Source organism: Paenibacillus sp. FSL H3-0329, assembly GCF_037963285.1.
GTDB classification, from domain to species: domain Bacteria; phylum Bacillota; class Bacilli; order Paenibacillales; family Paenibacillaceae; genus Paenibacillus_AQ; species Paenibacillus_AQ odorifer.
In genome coordinates, this window is the sequence record NZ_CP150150.1 from 1,925,144 (window position 1) to 1,940,593 (window position 15,450).

The following is a 15,450-nucleotide window of genomic DNA, read 5'->3' on the forward strand; positions in this document are numbered from 1 at the left end:
AATATTAGGGATTTTGCCAAATGCTTACCAAAAAAGCTACAATAGAAGAAGTGAAACTAGCTTAGAATCCGCACACATACAAAGGAGGGCACAACTGTGGCTATGGACCGGACACGTGTCGCCGTGGAGATATATGGAACTTCCTATAAACTCGTCGGAAGCAGTACTGAATATATGAAACAAGTGGCCCGTTATGTTGATGAACATATGCGCACGATTTCTAAATCTCACACCAGACTGGACACACCGCGTATAGCGGTGCTTGCAGCTGTACATATGGCGGAGCAGGCTATTCAGGTTCAGGACTTCAAAAATGAACTAAACATGATGACAGGTGAACGCAGTGAACTGCGATTGGAAGTATCTCGCCTGCTGGAGGTACAGCGGGAGCGGCAAGAAGAAATTGAGCGACTTGAAGCTGCGGCCAAAGAAGAGGCTGGGCGACTGATTGCTGCTGCGGAGGAAGAGCGTAAGCGGCATTTGGAGATTCAGGAGAATGAACGCAAGGTACATGCGGAGCAGCTTCAGGAGGCAGTGCAAGCTGTGGAAGTTGCACGCAAGAAGCTGGAAGAAGAATTGCTTGAGCGCGAGATAGAGCTGCAAGAACTGCGGACAAGCTACGAAGAAGAGCGGGCAGCTAGTCGTGAACAACAGCGGCAGGAACTGGCGAAGGCGGAAGCCATCCGCTTGCAGCAGCTGGAGGAGCAGAAGGCTGCTCATCTGCAAGAGCTGGAGAACATCCGAGAGACGCTGACCAAGGAGAAGACAGACACGCTGTCTGCTCTGCAGCTTGAGCTGACCGAGACCAAGTCAACACTGGAGGAAGAGCTTGAGGTTACCAAGTCTACATTAGGTAAAGAACTCGAAGATACCAGATTGACGCTGGGTAAGGAGCTTGAGGATACCAAGTTGACCTTAGGTAAAGAGCTTGAGAGTACCAAAGCGAAGTTGGGCAAAGAGCTGGCGGAAGAACGTGAAGCACTGCAGCGGGAGCAAACCAAGAATAAGGAACTGCGGCAGTCACAAGGCACTCAAGAGCATAGACATAAGCAAAGCATTCAAGAGCTGGAGAAACAGCTGGCGGAGCTTCGTGGTGGGACCGGGCAACTTCAGTCCAGATTACGGGCGGCTGAAGCCAGTCTTAAGAGTGAGCGAGATGCAAGACAGACGCTGCTTGGACAATATGAAGCGATCGTTAAACGTGAAGAACAGCTCAGTGAAGAGCTGCGCACGGCTACTGAGCTGGGCACACTGTTGAATGAGGAGCTGGAAGAGTTACGCCAGCGTTATCAACAGTCACAGAATGAAGCTACAGAGCTAAGAGCGTCACTACAGGAGACGAGTGAGAATCTGCACCGTGTTCAGGAAGAGCTTGCGGGATCAGCAGCAGAGGCGGCTAACTGGCAGGAGCTTTCGGATAAACGCATGGAAGATATTGGTGAACTGGAAATGAATCTGCTGGAGTCTGAGGAGAAATCCGTGTTGCTTCAGAAAGAGATCGACACACTACGTGGGCAAGCCGATGGATTAGTACAGCAGCTGGATCAGGAGGTTCAGCTTCGTACAGATGCAGAACGCGAAACAGCGGCACTTCGGGAGCAAGGTGTGCAGGTTCAGAAGGAGCTGTCTGCGCTTCGTGTGCGTTATGAGGAATTGATTGCTCAATACGATGATGTACTGCAAGAAGGAGAACGCCTGCAGGAAAGATATCAACTGCTGCAGGAAGAAGGCGAAGAGGCAACACGACGCTTAGAAGAGCTGTCTGAAGCTAGTCGTGAAGCCGCTGCTACTGTTGCTGAGCAACAGGAAGTGCTGAAGGAAGCAGAGGCGTACGGAGCTTCTTGGAAGCACAAGTACGAGGAGCTATCCGATCGGCAGCTGCAGTGGACGGATCTCGAAGCGAAGCTGCGCGAGGAGATCGACATTTGGCAGCAGGAAGCCGGCGAGGCTGAGATGAAGCAGGAAGCTATTGATCGTGAACGTAGCGAGGTGCTTCAGCAGTTAGGTGAAGTTGGTGAAAGCTATGAAATGGTTCAAGGACAGCTTCGTTTGTTGCAGGTCCAGTTTGAAATGCGTCAGGAAGAGCTTGACAAGCTTACGGACGAGCATCGTAACCTTAAAGAGGAATATGCCAAGCTGCAAAATGAATATAATGAATGGATTCAACTGATCGAGCAGGACAGTTGAATGCCGGATGCAAGTAAGAGGGCTGACCTGATGAGTAGAGAGATCTATTTCGGGTCAGCACTCTTTATTAATGAGCTCAGATTAAAAAAACAGCCGATATCAGGGAGAATCCCTAATAATCGGCTGTTTATGTGTAATCTATTCCACGATGATAGTAGCTCTCATTCCGCTATGTCCGGAGCCACACATAATGGAACAGGTCATTTCGAAAGTTCCAGCTTCCTCTGGTACGATCACCTTTGAGGATTTTTTTTCATTAAGCTGCAGCTCGAACTCAGGAATAAGGATACCGTGATTGCCGTCATCATTTTTAAAAATGATTTTGACGGGCACACCCTTTTTTAGATGATATTCTTCCTGATCAAAGCTGTAATTTGTAGCTGTAATTATGAGTTCTGTTTCTGCCTCGATCTCCGGCTCCGATGTGTTAGCATTGCCAGCAGCACTATCATTGCTGTTCCCACAGGCTGTAAGTGCTATAACGAACACCATTGAAAGTAGAATTGCAAATTTTTTAATGATCTAAATCCCCTCCCAAGAAGTCCAAGTATAGTGAAAATGTGACAATTATGTAGACATCATAACTTAAAATTTAAGAAAGTGCTTTGATTAAATGTGAAAAATCTGTGAACAGGCAGACTGTTCAAACTTTGTCGTAAATTGCAAAAAAATGATGAAAATATAACTAAAATTTATTATAATGAAAGCTATTACATTAACGTCTAAAAGTAGGGGATACATATTACAAGTATTAACGATGCGCTAAGTACGGAGGTTTGGCACCGTAGAATCTTAAAAGGCTATTGGATGGTAGTCATTCTTTTATTAATCTCACAGTTGCTGTTTTTGTCGAATATTGACCGACTCCAAATAAAAACAACAATGGACACGAACCTATGGCATTTATTTATAGCCTGTAATTTACTAATTGTGGTCCTTATGATTACTGCGGAGCTGTGGCTGCGTTATAGTAAACAGTCCCCTAAATATGGGGTGGTTAGCTGTGGTTTTTTAGTGTCCTACCTTATGTATTTTGTATTAGAGCCTTTTGTTGACGGTGCTCAGATGACACTTATGATGCCGATTATGGTTGCTCTTATTTATTTTGATCGTAAGCTCCTGTACATAATGGGGTTATTTAGTATTGTGTTTTATGCTGGGGTATATTTTGGGTTGGAACGGCCATTCCTACATAAACCGCTGCTTGAATTCTTGATGGTAGAGTGTGTATTTTTGGTATTTGTGCTGATGGCTATTGCAGTAATTATTCGTGCTCGTGAAGCGCGTATAAATTTAGAGAGATTAACGAAGGCGGGCCAAGATCTAATGGTGGAGAGGGCTATTTCGGATAAGCTGCTGAAGATAGACGCACTTACTGGACTCTATAATCATAAAACCTTTCATGAATATTTGGATTCATTATTGGAGCAATGTGAAAGCAACAACCTTCAACTGCAGCTGGCTCTTTTCGATATTGATAACTTCAAGCAAGTGAATGATACCTACGGACACAGGGTTGGAGACCTTGTGCTTAAGGTGATAGCGGACAAGGTAGGCGGTATGATTGAATTAAATGATTTTGCGGCTAGGTATGGCGGGGAAGAGTTCGCTGTGATTTTTACAGATAAAAGTTTCTCGGAGTCCTATGATGCAGTAGAAAAATTACGGAAAAATATTGCTCAAATTGAACATTTGCAGGCTGGGAACAAGCCGATCACCGTTAGCATTGGAATTTGTGATTATCAGCTTGGTGATGGGAAAGAGCTTCTCTTCCGTAAAACAGACAAGGCGCTTTATACCGCTAAAAAGCAAGGCAAGAACAGAGTGGTCAACTGTGCTGAAAGTCATAAAGAGGAGATTGTGTCTTTTGCATAAAAACAACACAGACCCCCTTATTGCCGGAGAAGAACCGGGAATAAGGGGGTCTGTGTTGTGAAGAGCTTTTGTTACTTAGCGGCCTCAAATGGAGTGGATACCGGCAGGAACAAGTCGATAATCCCAATGACCAGAGCTGCTAAAATGGCACCCAGAATGGATACGCTGACTCCGCTGACTACGAATTGAGCGACCCAGATAACTACCGCACTGACAATAAAGCCGACGATACCGCGACCGAAAGGCGTTGCTTTTTTGCCGAAGATTCCTTCGACTACCCAGCCGAGTAGCGCAATCACCAGTGCAAGGATTAGAGCGCTCCAGAACCCACCAACCGTGAACTGTGGAACAATCCAACCAACAACCATCAGAACAAGCGCTGCGACCACAAAACGACCAACATGACTTAAGAAATTCACTGTACTAACCTCCTTTGGCCCATGCTAAGGATATGTGCAGTTCTTATTGTGACCTTATTACGTGATTCTATGCTTAAAAATAAGACCCAAATAGCGAAATTGACCTGAATTCTGTATAATGGAAACATCTATGAAGGGAGCTGTGACTGTAATTGGACGACAAAATTTTGCATACGCTTGAATATCGCAAGATTTTAAATAAATTAATGCAATATACGCAAACCCCCATGGGGAGATTGGCTGCTGAGCAGCTAAGACCCTCCGGCGATTTCGAAGGCGTGAAGAAGCTGCTTCAAGCCACGGATGAAGCGGCTAATGTGGACCGCCTGAAGGGTATTCCTTCGTTCGGCGGGGTAAGCGATATTCGAGCTGCACTAAAACGTGCGTCTATAGGCGGAATGCTGGGGACAACTGAGCTGCTGGCCGTTGGAAATACCATTGGCGGCGCACGCAGAGTCAAACGTTTCCTGGCAGCTATGCATGAGGAAGAAAAGATTGAGCTCCTGTTCTCACTGAGCGACGTTTTATCGGAGCAAAAACATGTGGAAGATGCCATCCGCTTATGTATAGACGAGAATGCTGATGTACTTGATACAGCTAGTTCTGAGCTGGCTAACATTCGCCGTGAATTGCGCGGAGGAGAGACCAGGATTCGTGAGAAGCTGGATTCGATGATTCGTTCGTCTTCTGTAGCAAAAATGCTGCAGGATCAGCTGGTAACCATTCGTGGTGATCGGTTTGTTATTCCTGTAAAAGCGGAGTACCGTGCCCATTTCGGTGGTATCGTACATGATCAGTCTGGATCAGGAGCGACTTTATTTATCGAGCCAGAGTCTATTGTGGCGATGAATAATAAACTTCGTGAAACACGGCTGCGTGAGGAACGGGAAATCGAGATCATTTTACACAGGCTGACGGCACTTGTAGCCGACATTGCGGAAGAAATGACCTACGATATTGATATTCTGGGAGAACTGGACTTCATCTTCTCCAAGGCGCGTCTTGCTCGTGATATGAAGGCTACTCAGCCGCGTATGAATGACCGCGGTTATCTTAAGCTGCGCAAAGGGCGGCATCCGCTTATTCCAGCGGAGCATGTGGTTCCTTTGGATGTGGAGCTGGGCAATCAATACAGCTCAATTATCGTAACCGGACCGAATACCGGTGGTAAGACCGTTACCCTCAAGACCATCGGCTTGTTAAGCTTAATGTCGATGTCCGGCTTGTTTATTCCAGCAGAGGAAGGCAGCCAGATGTGTGTATTTGATGCCATTTATGCTGATATTGGCGATGAACAGAGCATTGAGCAAAGTCTGAGTACCTTCTCTAGTCATATGACTAATATTATCTCCATTCTGCGTAGAATGACTCCTAAGAGCCTTATTCTGCTTGATGAAGTGGGTGCTGGAACCGACCCGGCAGAAGGCTCTGCGCTGGCAATTGCCATTCTGGAGCATATTCACCGGATCGAATGCCGGATGGTCGCAACAACACATTATAGCGAATTGAAAGCTTACGCTTATGAGCGTAAGGGAGTCATCAATGCCAGTATGGAATTTGATGTCCAGACCCTTAGCCCAACCTATCGCTTGTTGATCGGCGTACCGGGACGAAGCAACGCCTTTGCGATTGCTGAGCGTCTAGGCCTGCCTCATGCGATTCTGGAGCATGCCCGCGGTGAAGTGAAGGAAGAAGATCTGCGCGTGGAGCATATGATTGCTTCTCTCGAAGAGAATCGGCTGGGAGCGGAACAGGAGCATGAACGTGCAGAGGGCATCCGCCGTGAAGTGGAGGAGCTACGCAGCAGACAACAGCAAGAGCTTGAGAAGCTGGAAAGCCAGCGCGAGAAACGCCTCGAGAAGGCAGAGAAGGACGCCAGCGCGATCCTGGACAAAGCGCGTAAGGAAGCTGAGGAAATTATCAGTGATTTGCGCCGCTTGGCTATGGAAGAAGGAGCTTCAGTTAAAGAGCATAAGCTGATTGAAGCGCGGCGACGTCTGGATGAAGCTGAGCCATCACCGCGCAAGAAGGCTGCTACCCGCAAGACTGCCAAGGCCCCACGGACAATTGGTCCTGGAGATGAAGTGAAAGTCGACAGCTTGAACCAAAAGGGCTTTGTGGTGGAGCTAAGCGGTACTAAAGAGGCGCTGGTGCAGTTTGGCATTATGAAGATGAAGGTAAGGCTGGATGATTTGGAATTGCTCTCCTCGAAGGCAACAGCTGCGCCAACGGCCCTTCGCCATGCGACAACCGTCAAACGTTCCCGTGATGAGAACATTCGCAGTGAACTGGATTTGCGCGGCACTAACCTGGAGGAAGCTATCATGGAGACAGATCGTTTTATCGATGAAGCCTTTTTAGGTAATCTGGGCCAAATCGCCATCATTCATGGTAAAGGAACGGGTGTGCTGCGCACAGGAATTCAGGAATATTTGCGTAAGCACAAGCATGTGAAGAGTTATCGGCTCGGGAATTATAACGAAGGCGGCGCGGGCGTAACTGTGGCTGAGCTGCAATAGCGGGATTTCCCGGCAGAAAGAAGGGGAAAGCGTGCAAGAAGATATTGATCTTTTGCTGGGTCATCCGCTAGGTGCCTTGCTTGGCTACTTCGCAGTGGCGATTCTTGGGCTGGTTGTATTTCTGTCTTTTTTTGAAATGGTAACGAAATATAATTGCTGGGAAGAAATACGTAAGGGAAACCTGGCAGTGGCAATGGCCACAGGCGGTAAAATCTTCGGGATTTGCAACGTACTGCGTTTCAGTATTGAAGCTGGTGTTTCAATTTATGAGACAATGAAGTGGTCCGTCGTCGGTTTTTTGCTGCTGCTGCTTGCCTATTTTTTATTTGAATTTCTGACCCCTGTATTCTCTATTGACGAGGAGATCGCTGCGGATAACCGTGCTGTTGGACTTATTGCCATGCTGATCTCGGTATCGTTGTCTTATGTAATTGGTGCGGCTATTTTTTAAATCCGTCCTTATAAGGACACCCTGCAAAGGATTATGATCTGGACAAGCTTTGAAATGAGCAGTCCCACTCTTTGTGGGGTATCTTAGGAGGAAATCATGAAGATTCTCACCCGAGTTCTGTTTCTGTCAGCGATTGCTTTTATAGCAGTCGGTATTATTTATTTAATGATGAATTAAATTTAAAAGTGAAAGTATGAAGGAGATTAAAAAGATGGAAACAACTGTATGCCCTTGGTGTCATACTGAAATTGTATGGGATGAGGAATTTGGACCTGAGGAGAATTGTCCTCACTGTAACAATGAGCTTAGCGGATACCGCACGGTCACTGTTGGGATTGACGGCATCGAAGAAGAAGAAGTAGAGGAAGTCGTAGAAGAACCCAAACAAGAGGTTGTTAATGACGATGATCTTTGGGGAGAGCCTGATAAAGACAGCGTAGTTCCAATTTATAATACGCTTAATCAATTCGGCGATGATTATGATTTGAACAAGTACGAAGAGAGTGTTTCAGCTATTCTAGCCATTCAGGAGGAGGCTCCGGAATGTACTCAATGCCATGAGCTTACGATCCTTGCGGGTAAGCAGCCTGTGAGCAGCTTTGAGCCGTCTGCTCCAGCAACATTAGGTAAATCGGTATTAACCGCTCCATTCTCACTCAATGTTTACGTGTGTCCTTCATGCTTCCATGTTCAGCACAGTCTGGCACAGGAAGATCGTATTCAGCTCGTACGCAATTTGAGCAACGCTCAGGCGTAAGGTTAAGCATATAAAAAAAGGGGCTGTCCCATAAGCTTATAGCTGCTGGGGCGTGCTCCTTTTTTTGGACCTTACTTGACCGTTGTCGAAATCGTGCGTATATGTAATCACTGACGGATGCGCATAGTAACCCGCAAACGGACACAGCCGACCTTAAGCGCCACATTATTCGATATTTGGAGTGCTATCGGACTCCAGTGCAGCTATTGGTCTGAAAAACGCCTAAATATGGGCCTCTTTCCAAGGATAGTATCACTGGAGTCCGAAACCTTGTTTTAAAGGCTAAAAACATGTAAATAACGTCAATTGAGTCCGCAAGCTCATGGAATGATGGATTTACGATTAAAGCAGGCAATTAAAAGCAGGATTGTCCCAAAAGCCGTGAGCGGCTACGTGGGAGGGTCCCTTTTTTATTTTCTATGCTAATCAGCTTTGTTTCATCACGTCCAAATTCTTAGAAGGAGAGGGTTTGGCTGACCGGGTGAGTGAGAATAAATCTAACTCAGGCCGATGTTTGCCGGCAATCGTATCCGTTAACAACTCCGCAGCGATCATACTGTACACAGTCCCATTGCCTCCGTAGCCCTCGATGAAATAACAGTGAGGGAACTTTGGATGGGGGCCGATATATGGGAGTCCATCACGAGTAGAACCGAACACAGCACCCCAGGAGTACTCCAGCTCAATGCCTTTGATTTCTGGAAATAAGGCCTCAAGCTCCTCAAGCAATTTTTGACCTTGAGAGATTACCCGGACCTCACGACGTTCAGGGTCTGTCAGCTGCTCATCCTTGCCTCCCGCAATAATCCTGCCTTCAGGAGTTGTCCGAAAATATAAATAAGGGCGGGCTGTCTCCCACAGCAGGCTACGCTCATGCCATTTTGGAAGATCCTTTAAAGGTTTGGTCATCACTGCATACGTGTTGATCAGCTCAGCGCCCCGGTCTTTTTTGAACTCTTGTGTTTCATAACCCATTGCAAAAATAACATCCTTGGCAATAATCCGGCCATTTTCTGTGTGGCAAATCACGCCATCCTTAGTAAACTCATAATGTTTCGCTTCGCTCTGTTCAAAGACGCGTACACCATTCGACGCTGCCTTGGCGATTAAGCTGTGCACCGTTCGATAAGGATTCGCTTCGGCATCCCCACGTGAATAAAGTCCTGCTGGTTTTGAAAAAGAGTATAGAGCTGCAATCTTTTCCTCTTCCCAGAATTCAGAATCGAAACCATTAGCTGCGAGATTCTCATATTCTTCCCGCAATGCAGGTACATCCTCTGATGTGCTGGCATATAAAAGACTGCTGCGTGGAATGATCTGTGGATCGATATCGAGCTTGTCCGGCAGGTCCAGAATGTTCCTAACCCCAGCTTGGCATAACTGATAAAAGAGCAAACCGTTCTTTTGCCCAAAAGTGTTCATACATGAGGTTAATGATTTATCGTTGGAAATTTGCAGGAGCCCTGTGTTAGCATGCGAGCTGCCGCTACCGACCCGTTTTTTTTCAATCAGAACAGCATCCGCTCCACTTAAGGACAAACGGTAGGAAGCCATAGCTCCACCCATTCCCGCGCCTACAACCAGACAATCACAATGAATAGTACCTTCTAGAGTGGGGTAAGTCGGAGGGTTCTGTAAAGTGCTAGACCAAGGTGTGCTTCCACTATTTAAATTCATGAATTGTTCGCTCCTTCATTCGTGCCGTGATTAGTATTGGCGGCAATTTATCGTCTCATTCGCAGCGTGTTCTTATTTCTGTCATAACTCTCTAGTGCTTTTCGGCAAATAAATAGCGCGCTTAAGCGGCATACTAATGCCTGTTTGAATCAACTACAAGGAGGGACTACAACAAATGCAATCAACGCAAATGCAAGCGCTAAGTGGTAAAGAATTGGAATATATTGCTGACTCCATCTCCAATGAGGACTTGCTTCTTAAGCAATGTGCAGCAACGGCTGCGACAACACAGAATCAACAGGTTCGTCAAATTTGTATGCAGCATATGCAAAATCACACCAAGCACATGACTGAGCTCACTCAGTTAATCCAACAACATCAACAATACGCGCCAACAAGCCCACAATAATTGCAATATTAATTCTAAGGAGGTTATTTAATGAACGCGCAAAATACTGGAGCATTTATGCCGGATGAGGATTTACTAAACACCATTTTGTGTGATTTGAAGCGGACCGTACGCGAATATGCTACAGCTGCTACAGAATCAGCATGTCCAGCGGTTCGTAGGGTTTTTAATACTATGACCATGGACACACTGCAACTCCAAGGTGATTTATACACGCATATGTCTCAATTGAATATGTATCCTGCACCTGCAAAAGCATTGCGCCAAGATGTGGACAAGCAGCTTCAAACCGCACAGCAAATGCAACAGCAAACAGGGCAATTCGTTCAACAAAAAACAGGGCAATTTGGCGCATACGCTCAGAATGCTCATATTCCGGCTAACGGACAACATCAGCCTTCTCATTTAATGTAACCATGATGGTTGGCGAATGAAGCAAATCGCTTCATGTGTGTGGAGCTAACGCCCGTTTTTACTGGTTAAATCCGGTAGAACGGGCGTTTTTTCTATATTTTTGAGTATGCTCTATATAAACTCAGCCTTTCATGGGAGCTCCTATAGGGTTATTTTGTTTGCAGAGATGCACATTTCATGTCATATTAGTATTAAACTCTTTTCGCGGGGCGACGCATTAATAGCGTACCGTCATTAGCGAACTATCCGGAGGGAAGGCATGAAGGAAATGAATGAGCTTAAGAGGAAAGTGCTGGAACTGCTTAAGGAAGACGCGAGAAGATCTACTGCACTCTTGGCAACGCTGCTTGGCGCGGAGGAAGAAGATGTGAAGACTGCGATTGAGCAGTTGGAGAAAGATCATGTCATTGTAAAATATGCTGCCGTTGTAAACTGGGATAAAGTGGACGATGAGAAGGTAACCGCACTGATTGAGGTGCAGATTACGCCTGAACGAGGGCGTGGTTTTGAAGGAATTGCCGAGCGAATCTACCTGTATCCACAGGTCAAATCAGTTTATCTGATGTCTGGTGCTTATGATCTTCTGGTGGAAGTGGAAGGCCGGAATTTACGTGAAGTGGCCAATTTCGTATCTGAGAAGCTGTCTCCAATCGATTCAGTACTTTCAACCAAAACGAATTTTACCCTTAAAAAATACAAACAGGACGGGATCATCTTCGAAGAGCATGAAGAAGACAACCGTCTGATGATCTCTCCATAAAGGAAGTAATCATATGATCACGAATAAATCGCAGCTAACTGGAGAAGACAGCAAATCAATGGATTCTTATTTGGCCCCGTTGGTACAGCAAATTCAACCTTCGGGTATCCGCAAGTTTTTTGATCTGGCTGCAGGTAGCAAGGATATCATCTCTCTGGGAGTCGGAGAGCCTGATTTTAAGACCCCCTGGCATGTCAGAGAGGCTTGTGTCTATTCGCTGGAAAGAGGGTTTACAGGGTATACATCCAATGCAGGGATGCCTGAACTGCGGGAAGGGATCGCAAATTACTTACACAGCCGTTTTGCTGTGGAATATGATCCTGCCAATCAAATTATTGCAACCGTTGGCGGAAGTGAGGCCATCGACTTGGCGCTACGTGCGCTGATTTCACCGGGGGATGAAATTCTGATTCCGGAGCCTTGTTATATCTCTTATTCGCCGATTACCGCGATTGGTGGAGGGATACCTGTAGGTATTGAAACGGTTGGTGAGAATAACTTTAAACTTACTGCGGAAAGCCTGGAAGCCAAAATCACTCCGCGCTCCAAGGTTCTGATTTTGTGTTACCCAAGTAACCCTACGGGAAGTGTAATGACCCGAGAAGATTGGGAGCCGATTGCTAAGGTAGTAGAGAAACATGATCTTATAGTGATTTCAGATGAGATTTATGCAGAGTTGTCTTATGGCATTAATCACGTCAGCTTTGCCTCTTTACCAGGCATGATAGACCGTACGATTCTGGTTAGCGGCTTCTCCAAAGCTTTTGCAATGACCGGATGGCGGATGGGTTATGCTTGTGGTCACCCGGATCTTATCGCTGCAATGCTTAAGATTCACCAGTACACTGTCATGTGTGCTCCTTCTATGGGACAGGTGGCTGCACTTGAAGCGCTGACCAATGGTATGGAAGAGAAGGACCGGATGGTAGATTCCTATAATCAACGGCGGAGGTTGATCGTCAAAGGCCTACGCGATGCGGGGCTGGAGTGCCATGAGCCGCAGGGCGCCTTCTACGCTTTCCCAAGCGTGCGCAAGACAGGGCTGACTTCTGATCAATTTGCTCAGCGGCTTTTGCTTGAATACAAGGTTGCGGCTGTGCCTGGAAGTGTCTTTGGATTAGGTGGAGAAGGTTACTTGCGCTGTTCCTACGCCACATCAGTATCTCAACTGAACGAAGCAGTAGAACGCATTGGTGCTTTTGTCACAAAGCTTACACGTGAGAGAACGGATTAGTGAAAATTGAACTATAGCCGATCATACAATCCTATGGTATTATTTTACTTTGAGAGTAATTAGCCCCTATAATAGAACTTACAAGGATCCATTTACTCTGGAACTAAGCGTTGCTTTGAAGTTGCTTTATTTAACTTTTATGCTATTTTGCAGCACGCGCTCAATAATACTTTTGGGAGGGATGATTGTGCTTAGCGCCGATTATTACTTACCTTCCTATGGTGGGAAATGTTTCTCTGGAAATGGGAAAATACCCCCCAAGGGTGATGCTTCTGCTCGCATACTCTCTCTGGAAGATGAAATTAGAATACTCCGCAGCAAGATGGAGCAGCTTTTCCTGCAGGAAAAATCATTCACTTCGGATAATGTGATTGAAATTAGCAGTTTATTGGACCTCAAAATAAATGAGTACATGAAGGGGCGTCCGGCTGGAAAATAGTGCTGCTGAATGCTCTTGAGAGGACCCTAGGGTCCTCTTTTTGTTGTTCACTCTTACTAATGACGGTGTTATTGTGTATACTCTTAATTTGCTATCTTTATTGCCTTCCTTATAGCAGAAAGCTTAAACTATCAGTATGTGATTTCAAGAATGGATAGGAGGCTTAAACCATGGCGATTTATACACGTACGGGTGATGCAGGTCAGACTTCAGTGATTGGCGGCCGGGTCGGCAAGGATGATGTCCGCGTCGAGGCCTACGGAACGATCGATGAGCTGAATTGTTTTGTAGGGCAAGCACGAAGCCTGATGGAAAGTGATAATTTCGACGATGTCCGCGAGCAATTGCTCGAAATACAGCATGAGCTGTTTGATTGCGGTACGGATTTAGCATTTGTTAAACTTGCTGACGGTGGTCAATATATGGTGACAAGTGAGATGGCTCAGCGGCTGGAAGGCTGGATAGATTCTCTACAAGAGGAGAATCCACCACTTGAGAAATTTATCCTGCCAGGAGGTAGTCAGCTGGCTTCGGTTCTACATGTATGCCGCACGGTTTGCCGTCGTGCGGAACGCCGGGCAGTTACCTTAGGGCGAAATGCGGACATAAACCCAGAAGCGGTGATTTATCTCAATCGATTGTCGGATTATTTTTTCGCGTTGGCTAGAACGGCTAATACACGGTCAGGGATTACTGATGTAGAATACATCCGTAGTAAAAAGGTGTTTCGAGACTAATATGACAAGCTATTATTCACCCATTACTTATATCATACCGCCAGAAGAGGATGACTTCCTGCTGAAGACAATCCTGCACAAACGGATGGATGTCTCACGCAAGCTACTCTCCCGGCTGAAGCAGACGGAACAAGGCATTACATTAAATGGTGAACGTGTATACATTAGTGTGCATGTTAAGGCAGGAGATACCGTGCAGATCCGCATGGAAACGGAGACTTCGGATGATATTTTACCGCAGCCGATTCCATTCGAGATTCTATTTGAAGATGAACATCTGCTAGTGGTTAACAAGGCAGCGGGAATTATAGTTCATCCAACACATGGACATTACACCGACACGCTTGCCAATGGCGTGGTTTATTATTGGGCGCAGAAGAATGAACGCTTCCGTTTCCGGCCTGTTCACCGCCTGGATCAGGAAACCTCCGGTGTGTTAGTGATCGCCAAAAATCCATACAGCCATCAGCATATTTCCGAGCAGATGATCGCCGGTACTGTGGATAAGCGTTACGCTGCATTTGTTCATGGGGTTCCTGCGGAGCTATCCGGTGATATCGACGGCCCTATCGACCGTGATCCTGAGGAGCCACATCGGCGTATCGTGACACCGGATGGATATCCTTCCCTAACCCGCTATGAGGTTAAGCAGGTGTATTCGGCCGGCTCCAGAGTTGAACTAAAGCTGGAGAGTGGACGTACGCATCAGATTCGGGTCCATATGACCTCTATCGGCTGTCCACTGATTGGAGACAGCATGTATCGTCATGAGCTGTACAATCTACCAGAATTTACTTCAACGCAAAGCGAGCAGTTGGAGTCCGTTGCAGCACTCGATGCTTCCATACCGCGTCAGGCACTGCACGCAGTGCGTCTGACGTTCAAGCACCCGGTGCTTCTGCAAGAAATGATATTCGAAGCCCCGTTGCCACCTGACATGGCAGTCTTGGAGAAAATATTGGAGCAAGGTCTGACAGCGAATTTGTGATAAAATTATGATTCAGGCGATAGAGTGGCGAAGGGGAAGTTTGGAACTGTAGGAGCGATAGCGACCGCCTTTGTCTGCGGATTTCAACCGTGTTTAACGGTAAAATTGATGAAATCTGTAGACAACAGCGGCCGGAAGTCCAAACATTCCTTGTAGTTACGGTATTATTAGCCGATTATTAAAGGAGCACAGCATGAGCAAATTAAAAGTATATCAATATCCCAAATGCAGCACCTGCCGCAGCGCAGTGAAATGGTTGCAGGGACAAGGTCATGAGCTGGAGCTTCAGCACATCGCAGAGCAGCCACCTACGGTGGACGAGCTGCGTGAGCTGCTCGCGAACAGCGGCCTTGAGCTGAAGAAGTTTTTTAATACAAGCGGTGAAGTATACAAATCATTAGGTCTGAAGGACAAGCTGCCCCAGCTTACGGAACAGGAGAAGTTAGAGCTGCTCTCAAGCCACGGGATGCTGATCAAACGTCCGATTGTCACCGATGGAGTTAAAGTTACGGTGGGATTCAAAGAAGACCAATATGCCGATACTTGGACTAATGTTTAATATCAATACAACGATCAAGGGAGAG

Annotated in this window: 16 protein-coding genes; 13 read left to right on the forward strand and 3 right to left on the reverse strand. The window is 46.4% G+C overall.

The window, feature by feature from the left end; translation table 11 throughout:
* Positions 1-96 precede the first annotated feature (96 nt).
* Positions 97-2,187, forward strand: a complete 2,091-nt coding sequence (locus NSQ66_RS08225) for a hypothetical protein (protein ID WP_076101561.1) — start codon at positions 97-99, stop codon at positions 2,185-2,187.
* Positions 2,188-2,325: 138 nt separating this feature from the next.
* Here the strand turns inward: NSQ66_RS08225 and NSQ66_RS08230 are convergent, their stop codons facing one another.
* Positions 2,326-2,679, reverse strand: coding sequence for a cupredoxin domain-containing protein (locus tag NSQ66_RS08230; RefSeq protein WP_235219496.1), 354 nt, complete (start codon positions 2,677-2,679; stop codon positions 2,326-2,328).
* A 315-nt stretch (positions 2,680-2,994) separates the two neighbouring features.
* On the opposite strand from NSQ66_RS08230, the gene NSQ66_RS08235 reads away from it, so the two are divergent.
* Positions 2,995-4,062, forward strand: coding sequence for a GGDEF domain-containing protein (locus NSQ66_RS08235; protein ID WP_036683551.1), 1,068 nt, complete (start codon positions 2,995-2,997; stop codon positions 4,060-4,062).
* Positions 4,063-4,133: 71 nt separating this feature from the next.
* On the opposite strand, the gene NSQ66_RS08240 is transcribed toward NSQ66_RS08235, so the two are convergent.
* A complete protein-coding gene (locus tag NSQ66_RS08240) occupies positions 4,134-4,481 on the reverse strand; it encodes a phage holin family protein (RefSeq protein WP_036683548.1) in 348 nt (115 codons plus the stop codon).
* A gap of 152 nt (positions 4,482-4,633) precedes the next feature.
* Between NSQ66_RS08240 and NSQ66_RS08245 the strand changes: the two genes are divergently transcribed.
* From NSQ66_RS08245 to NSQ66_RS08255, 3 genes are all read left to right on the forward strand, one after another.
* Positions 4,634-7,000: an endonuclease MutS2 gene (locus tag NSQ66_RS08245; RefSeq protein WP_036683546.1), complete on the forward strand. Its 2,367-nt coding sequence runs from the start codon at positions 4,634-4,636 to the stop codon at positions 6,998-7,000.
* Between the two features lie 31 nt (positions 7,001-7,031).
* Positions 7,032-7,451, forward strand: coding sequence for a DUF350 domain-containing protein (locus NSQ66_RS08250; protein ID WP_036683543.1), 420 nt, complete (start codon positions 7,032-7,034; stop codon positions 7,449-7,451).
* Positions 7,452-7,662: 211 nt separating this feature from the next.
* On the forward strand, positions 7,663-8,208 hold the full coding sequence (locus NSQ66_RS08255) for a hypothetical protein (RefSeq protein ID WP_051491295.1): 546 nt from the start codon (positions 7,663-7,665) through the stop codon (positions 8,206-8,208).
* 426 nt (positions 8,209-8,634) lie between these two features.
* Here the strand turns inward: NSQ66_RS08255 and NSQ66_RS08260 are convergent, their stop codons facing one another.
* A complete protein-coding gene (locus NSQ66_RS08260; protein ID WP_076141378.1) occupies positions 8,635-9,885 on the reverse strand; it encodes an FAD-dependent oxidoreductase in 1,251 nt (416 codons plus the stop codon).
* Between the two features lie 175 nt (positions 9,886-10,060).
* Here NSQ66_RS08260 and NSQ66_RS08265 point away from each other — a divergent pair, with 175 nt between their 5' ends.
* The 8 genes from NSQ66_RS08265 to NSQ66_RS08300 all read left to right on the forward strand — a co-directional run bounded on the left by NSQ66_RS08265 (position 10,061) and on the right by NSQ66_RS08300 (position 15,425).
* A complete protein-coding gene (locus NSQ66_RS08265) occupies positions 10,061-10,294 on the forward strand; it encodes a spore coat protein (RefSeq protein WP_036683535.1) in 234 nt (77 codons plus the stop codon).
* Positions 10,295-10,324: 30 nt separating this feature from the next.
* The gene (locus NSQ66_RS08270; protein ID WP_076126401.1) at positions 10,325-10,708 is read left to right on the forward strand and encodes a spore coat protein; all 384 of its coding nucleotides are present in this window, start codon (positions 10,325-10,327) and stop codon (positions 10,706-10,708) included.
* A gap of 259 nt (positions 10,709-10,967) precedes the next feature.
* Positions 10,968-11,468 (forward strand): Lrp/AsnC family transcriptional regulator, encoded by a 501-nt coding sequence (locus NSQ66_RS08275; RefSeq protein WP_036683529.1) that lies wholly within the window; start codon positions 10,968-10,970, stop codon positions 11,466-11,468.
* A gap of 13 nt (positions 11,469-11,481) precedes the next feature.
* Positions 11,482-12,702, forward strand: coding sequence for an aminotransferase class I/II-fold pyridoxal phosphate-dependent enzyme (locus NSQ66_RS08280; protein ID WP_036683526.1), 1,221 nt, complete (start codon positions 11,482-11,484; stop codon positions 12,700-12,702).
* A 181-nt stretch (positions 12,703-12,883) separates the two neighbouring features.
* Positions 12,884-13,141, forward strand: coding sequence for an aspartyl-phosphate phosphatase Spo0E family protein (locus NSQ66_RS08285; RefSeq protein ID WP_036683524.1), 258 nt, complete (start codon positions 12,884-12,886; stop codon positions 13,139-13,141).
* 170 nt (positions 13,142-13,311) lie between these two features.
* Positions 13,312-13,878, forward strand: coding sequence for a cob(I)yrinic acid a,c-diamide adenosyltransferase (locus NSQ66_RS08290; RefSeq protein ID WP_036684514.1), 567 nt, complete (start codon positions 13,312-13,314; stop codon positions 13,876-13,878).
* 1 nt (position 13,879) lies between these two features.
* Positions 13,880-14,866 carry an RluA family pseudouridine synthase gene (locus NSQ66_RS08295; RefSeq protein ID WP_036684512.1) on the forward strand — a complete coding sequence of 329 codons (987 nt, stop codon included), beginning with the start codon at positions 13,880-13,882 and terminating at the stop codon, positions 14,864-14,866.
* Positions 14,867-15,059: 193 nt separating this feature from the next.
* Positions 15,060-15,425 carry an arsenate reductase family protein gene (locus tag NSQ66_RS08300; protein WP_038569540.1) on the forward strand — a complete coding sequence of 122 codons (366 nt, stop codon included), beginning with the start codon at positions 15,060-15,062 and terminating at the stop codon, positions 15,423-15,425.
* Positions 15,426-15,450 lie beyond the last annotated feature (25 nt).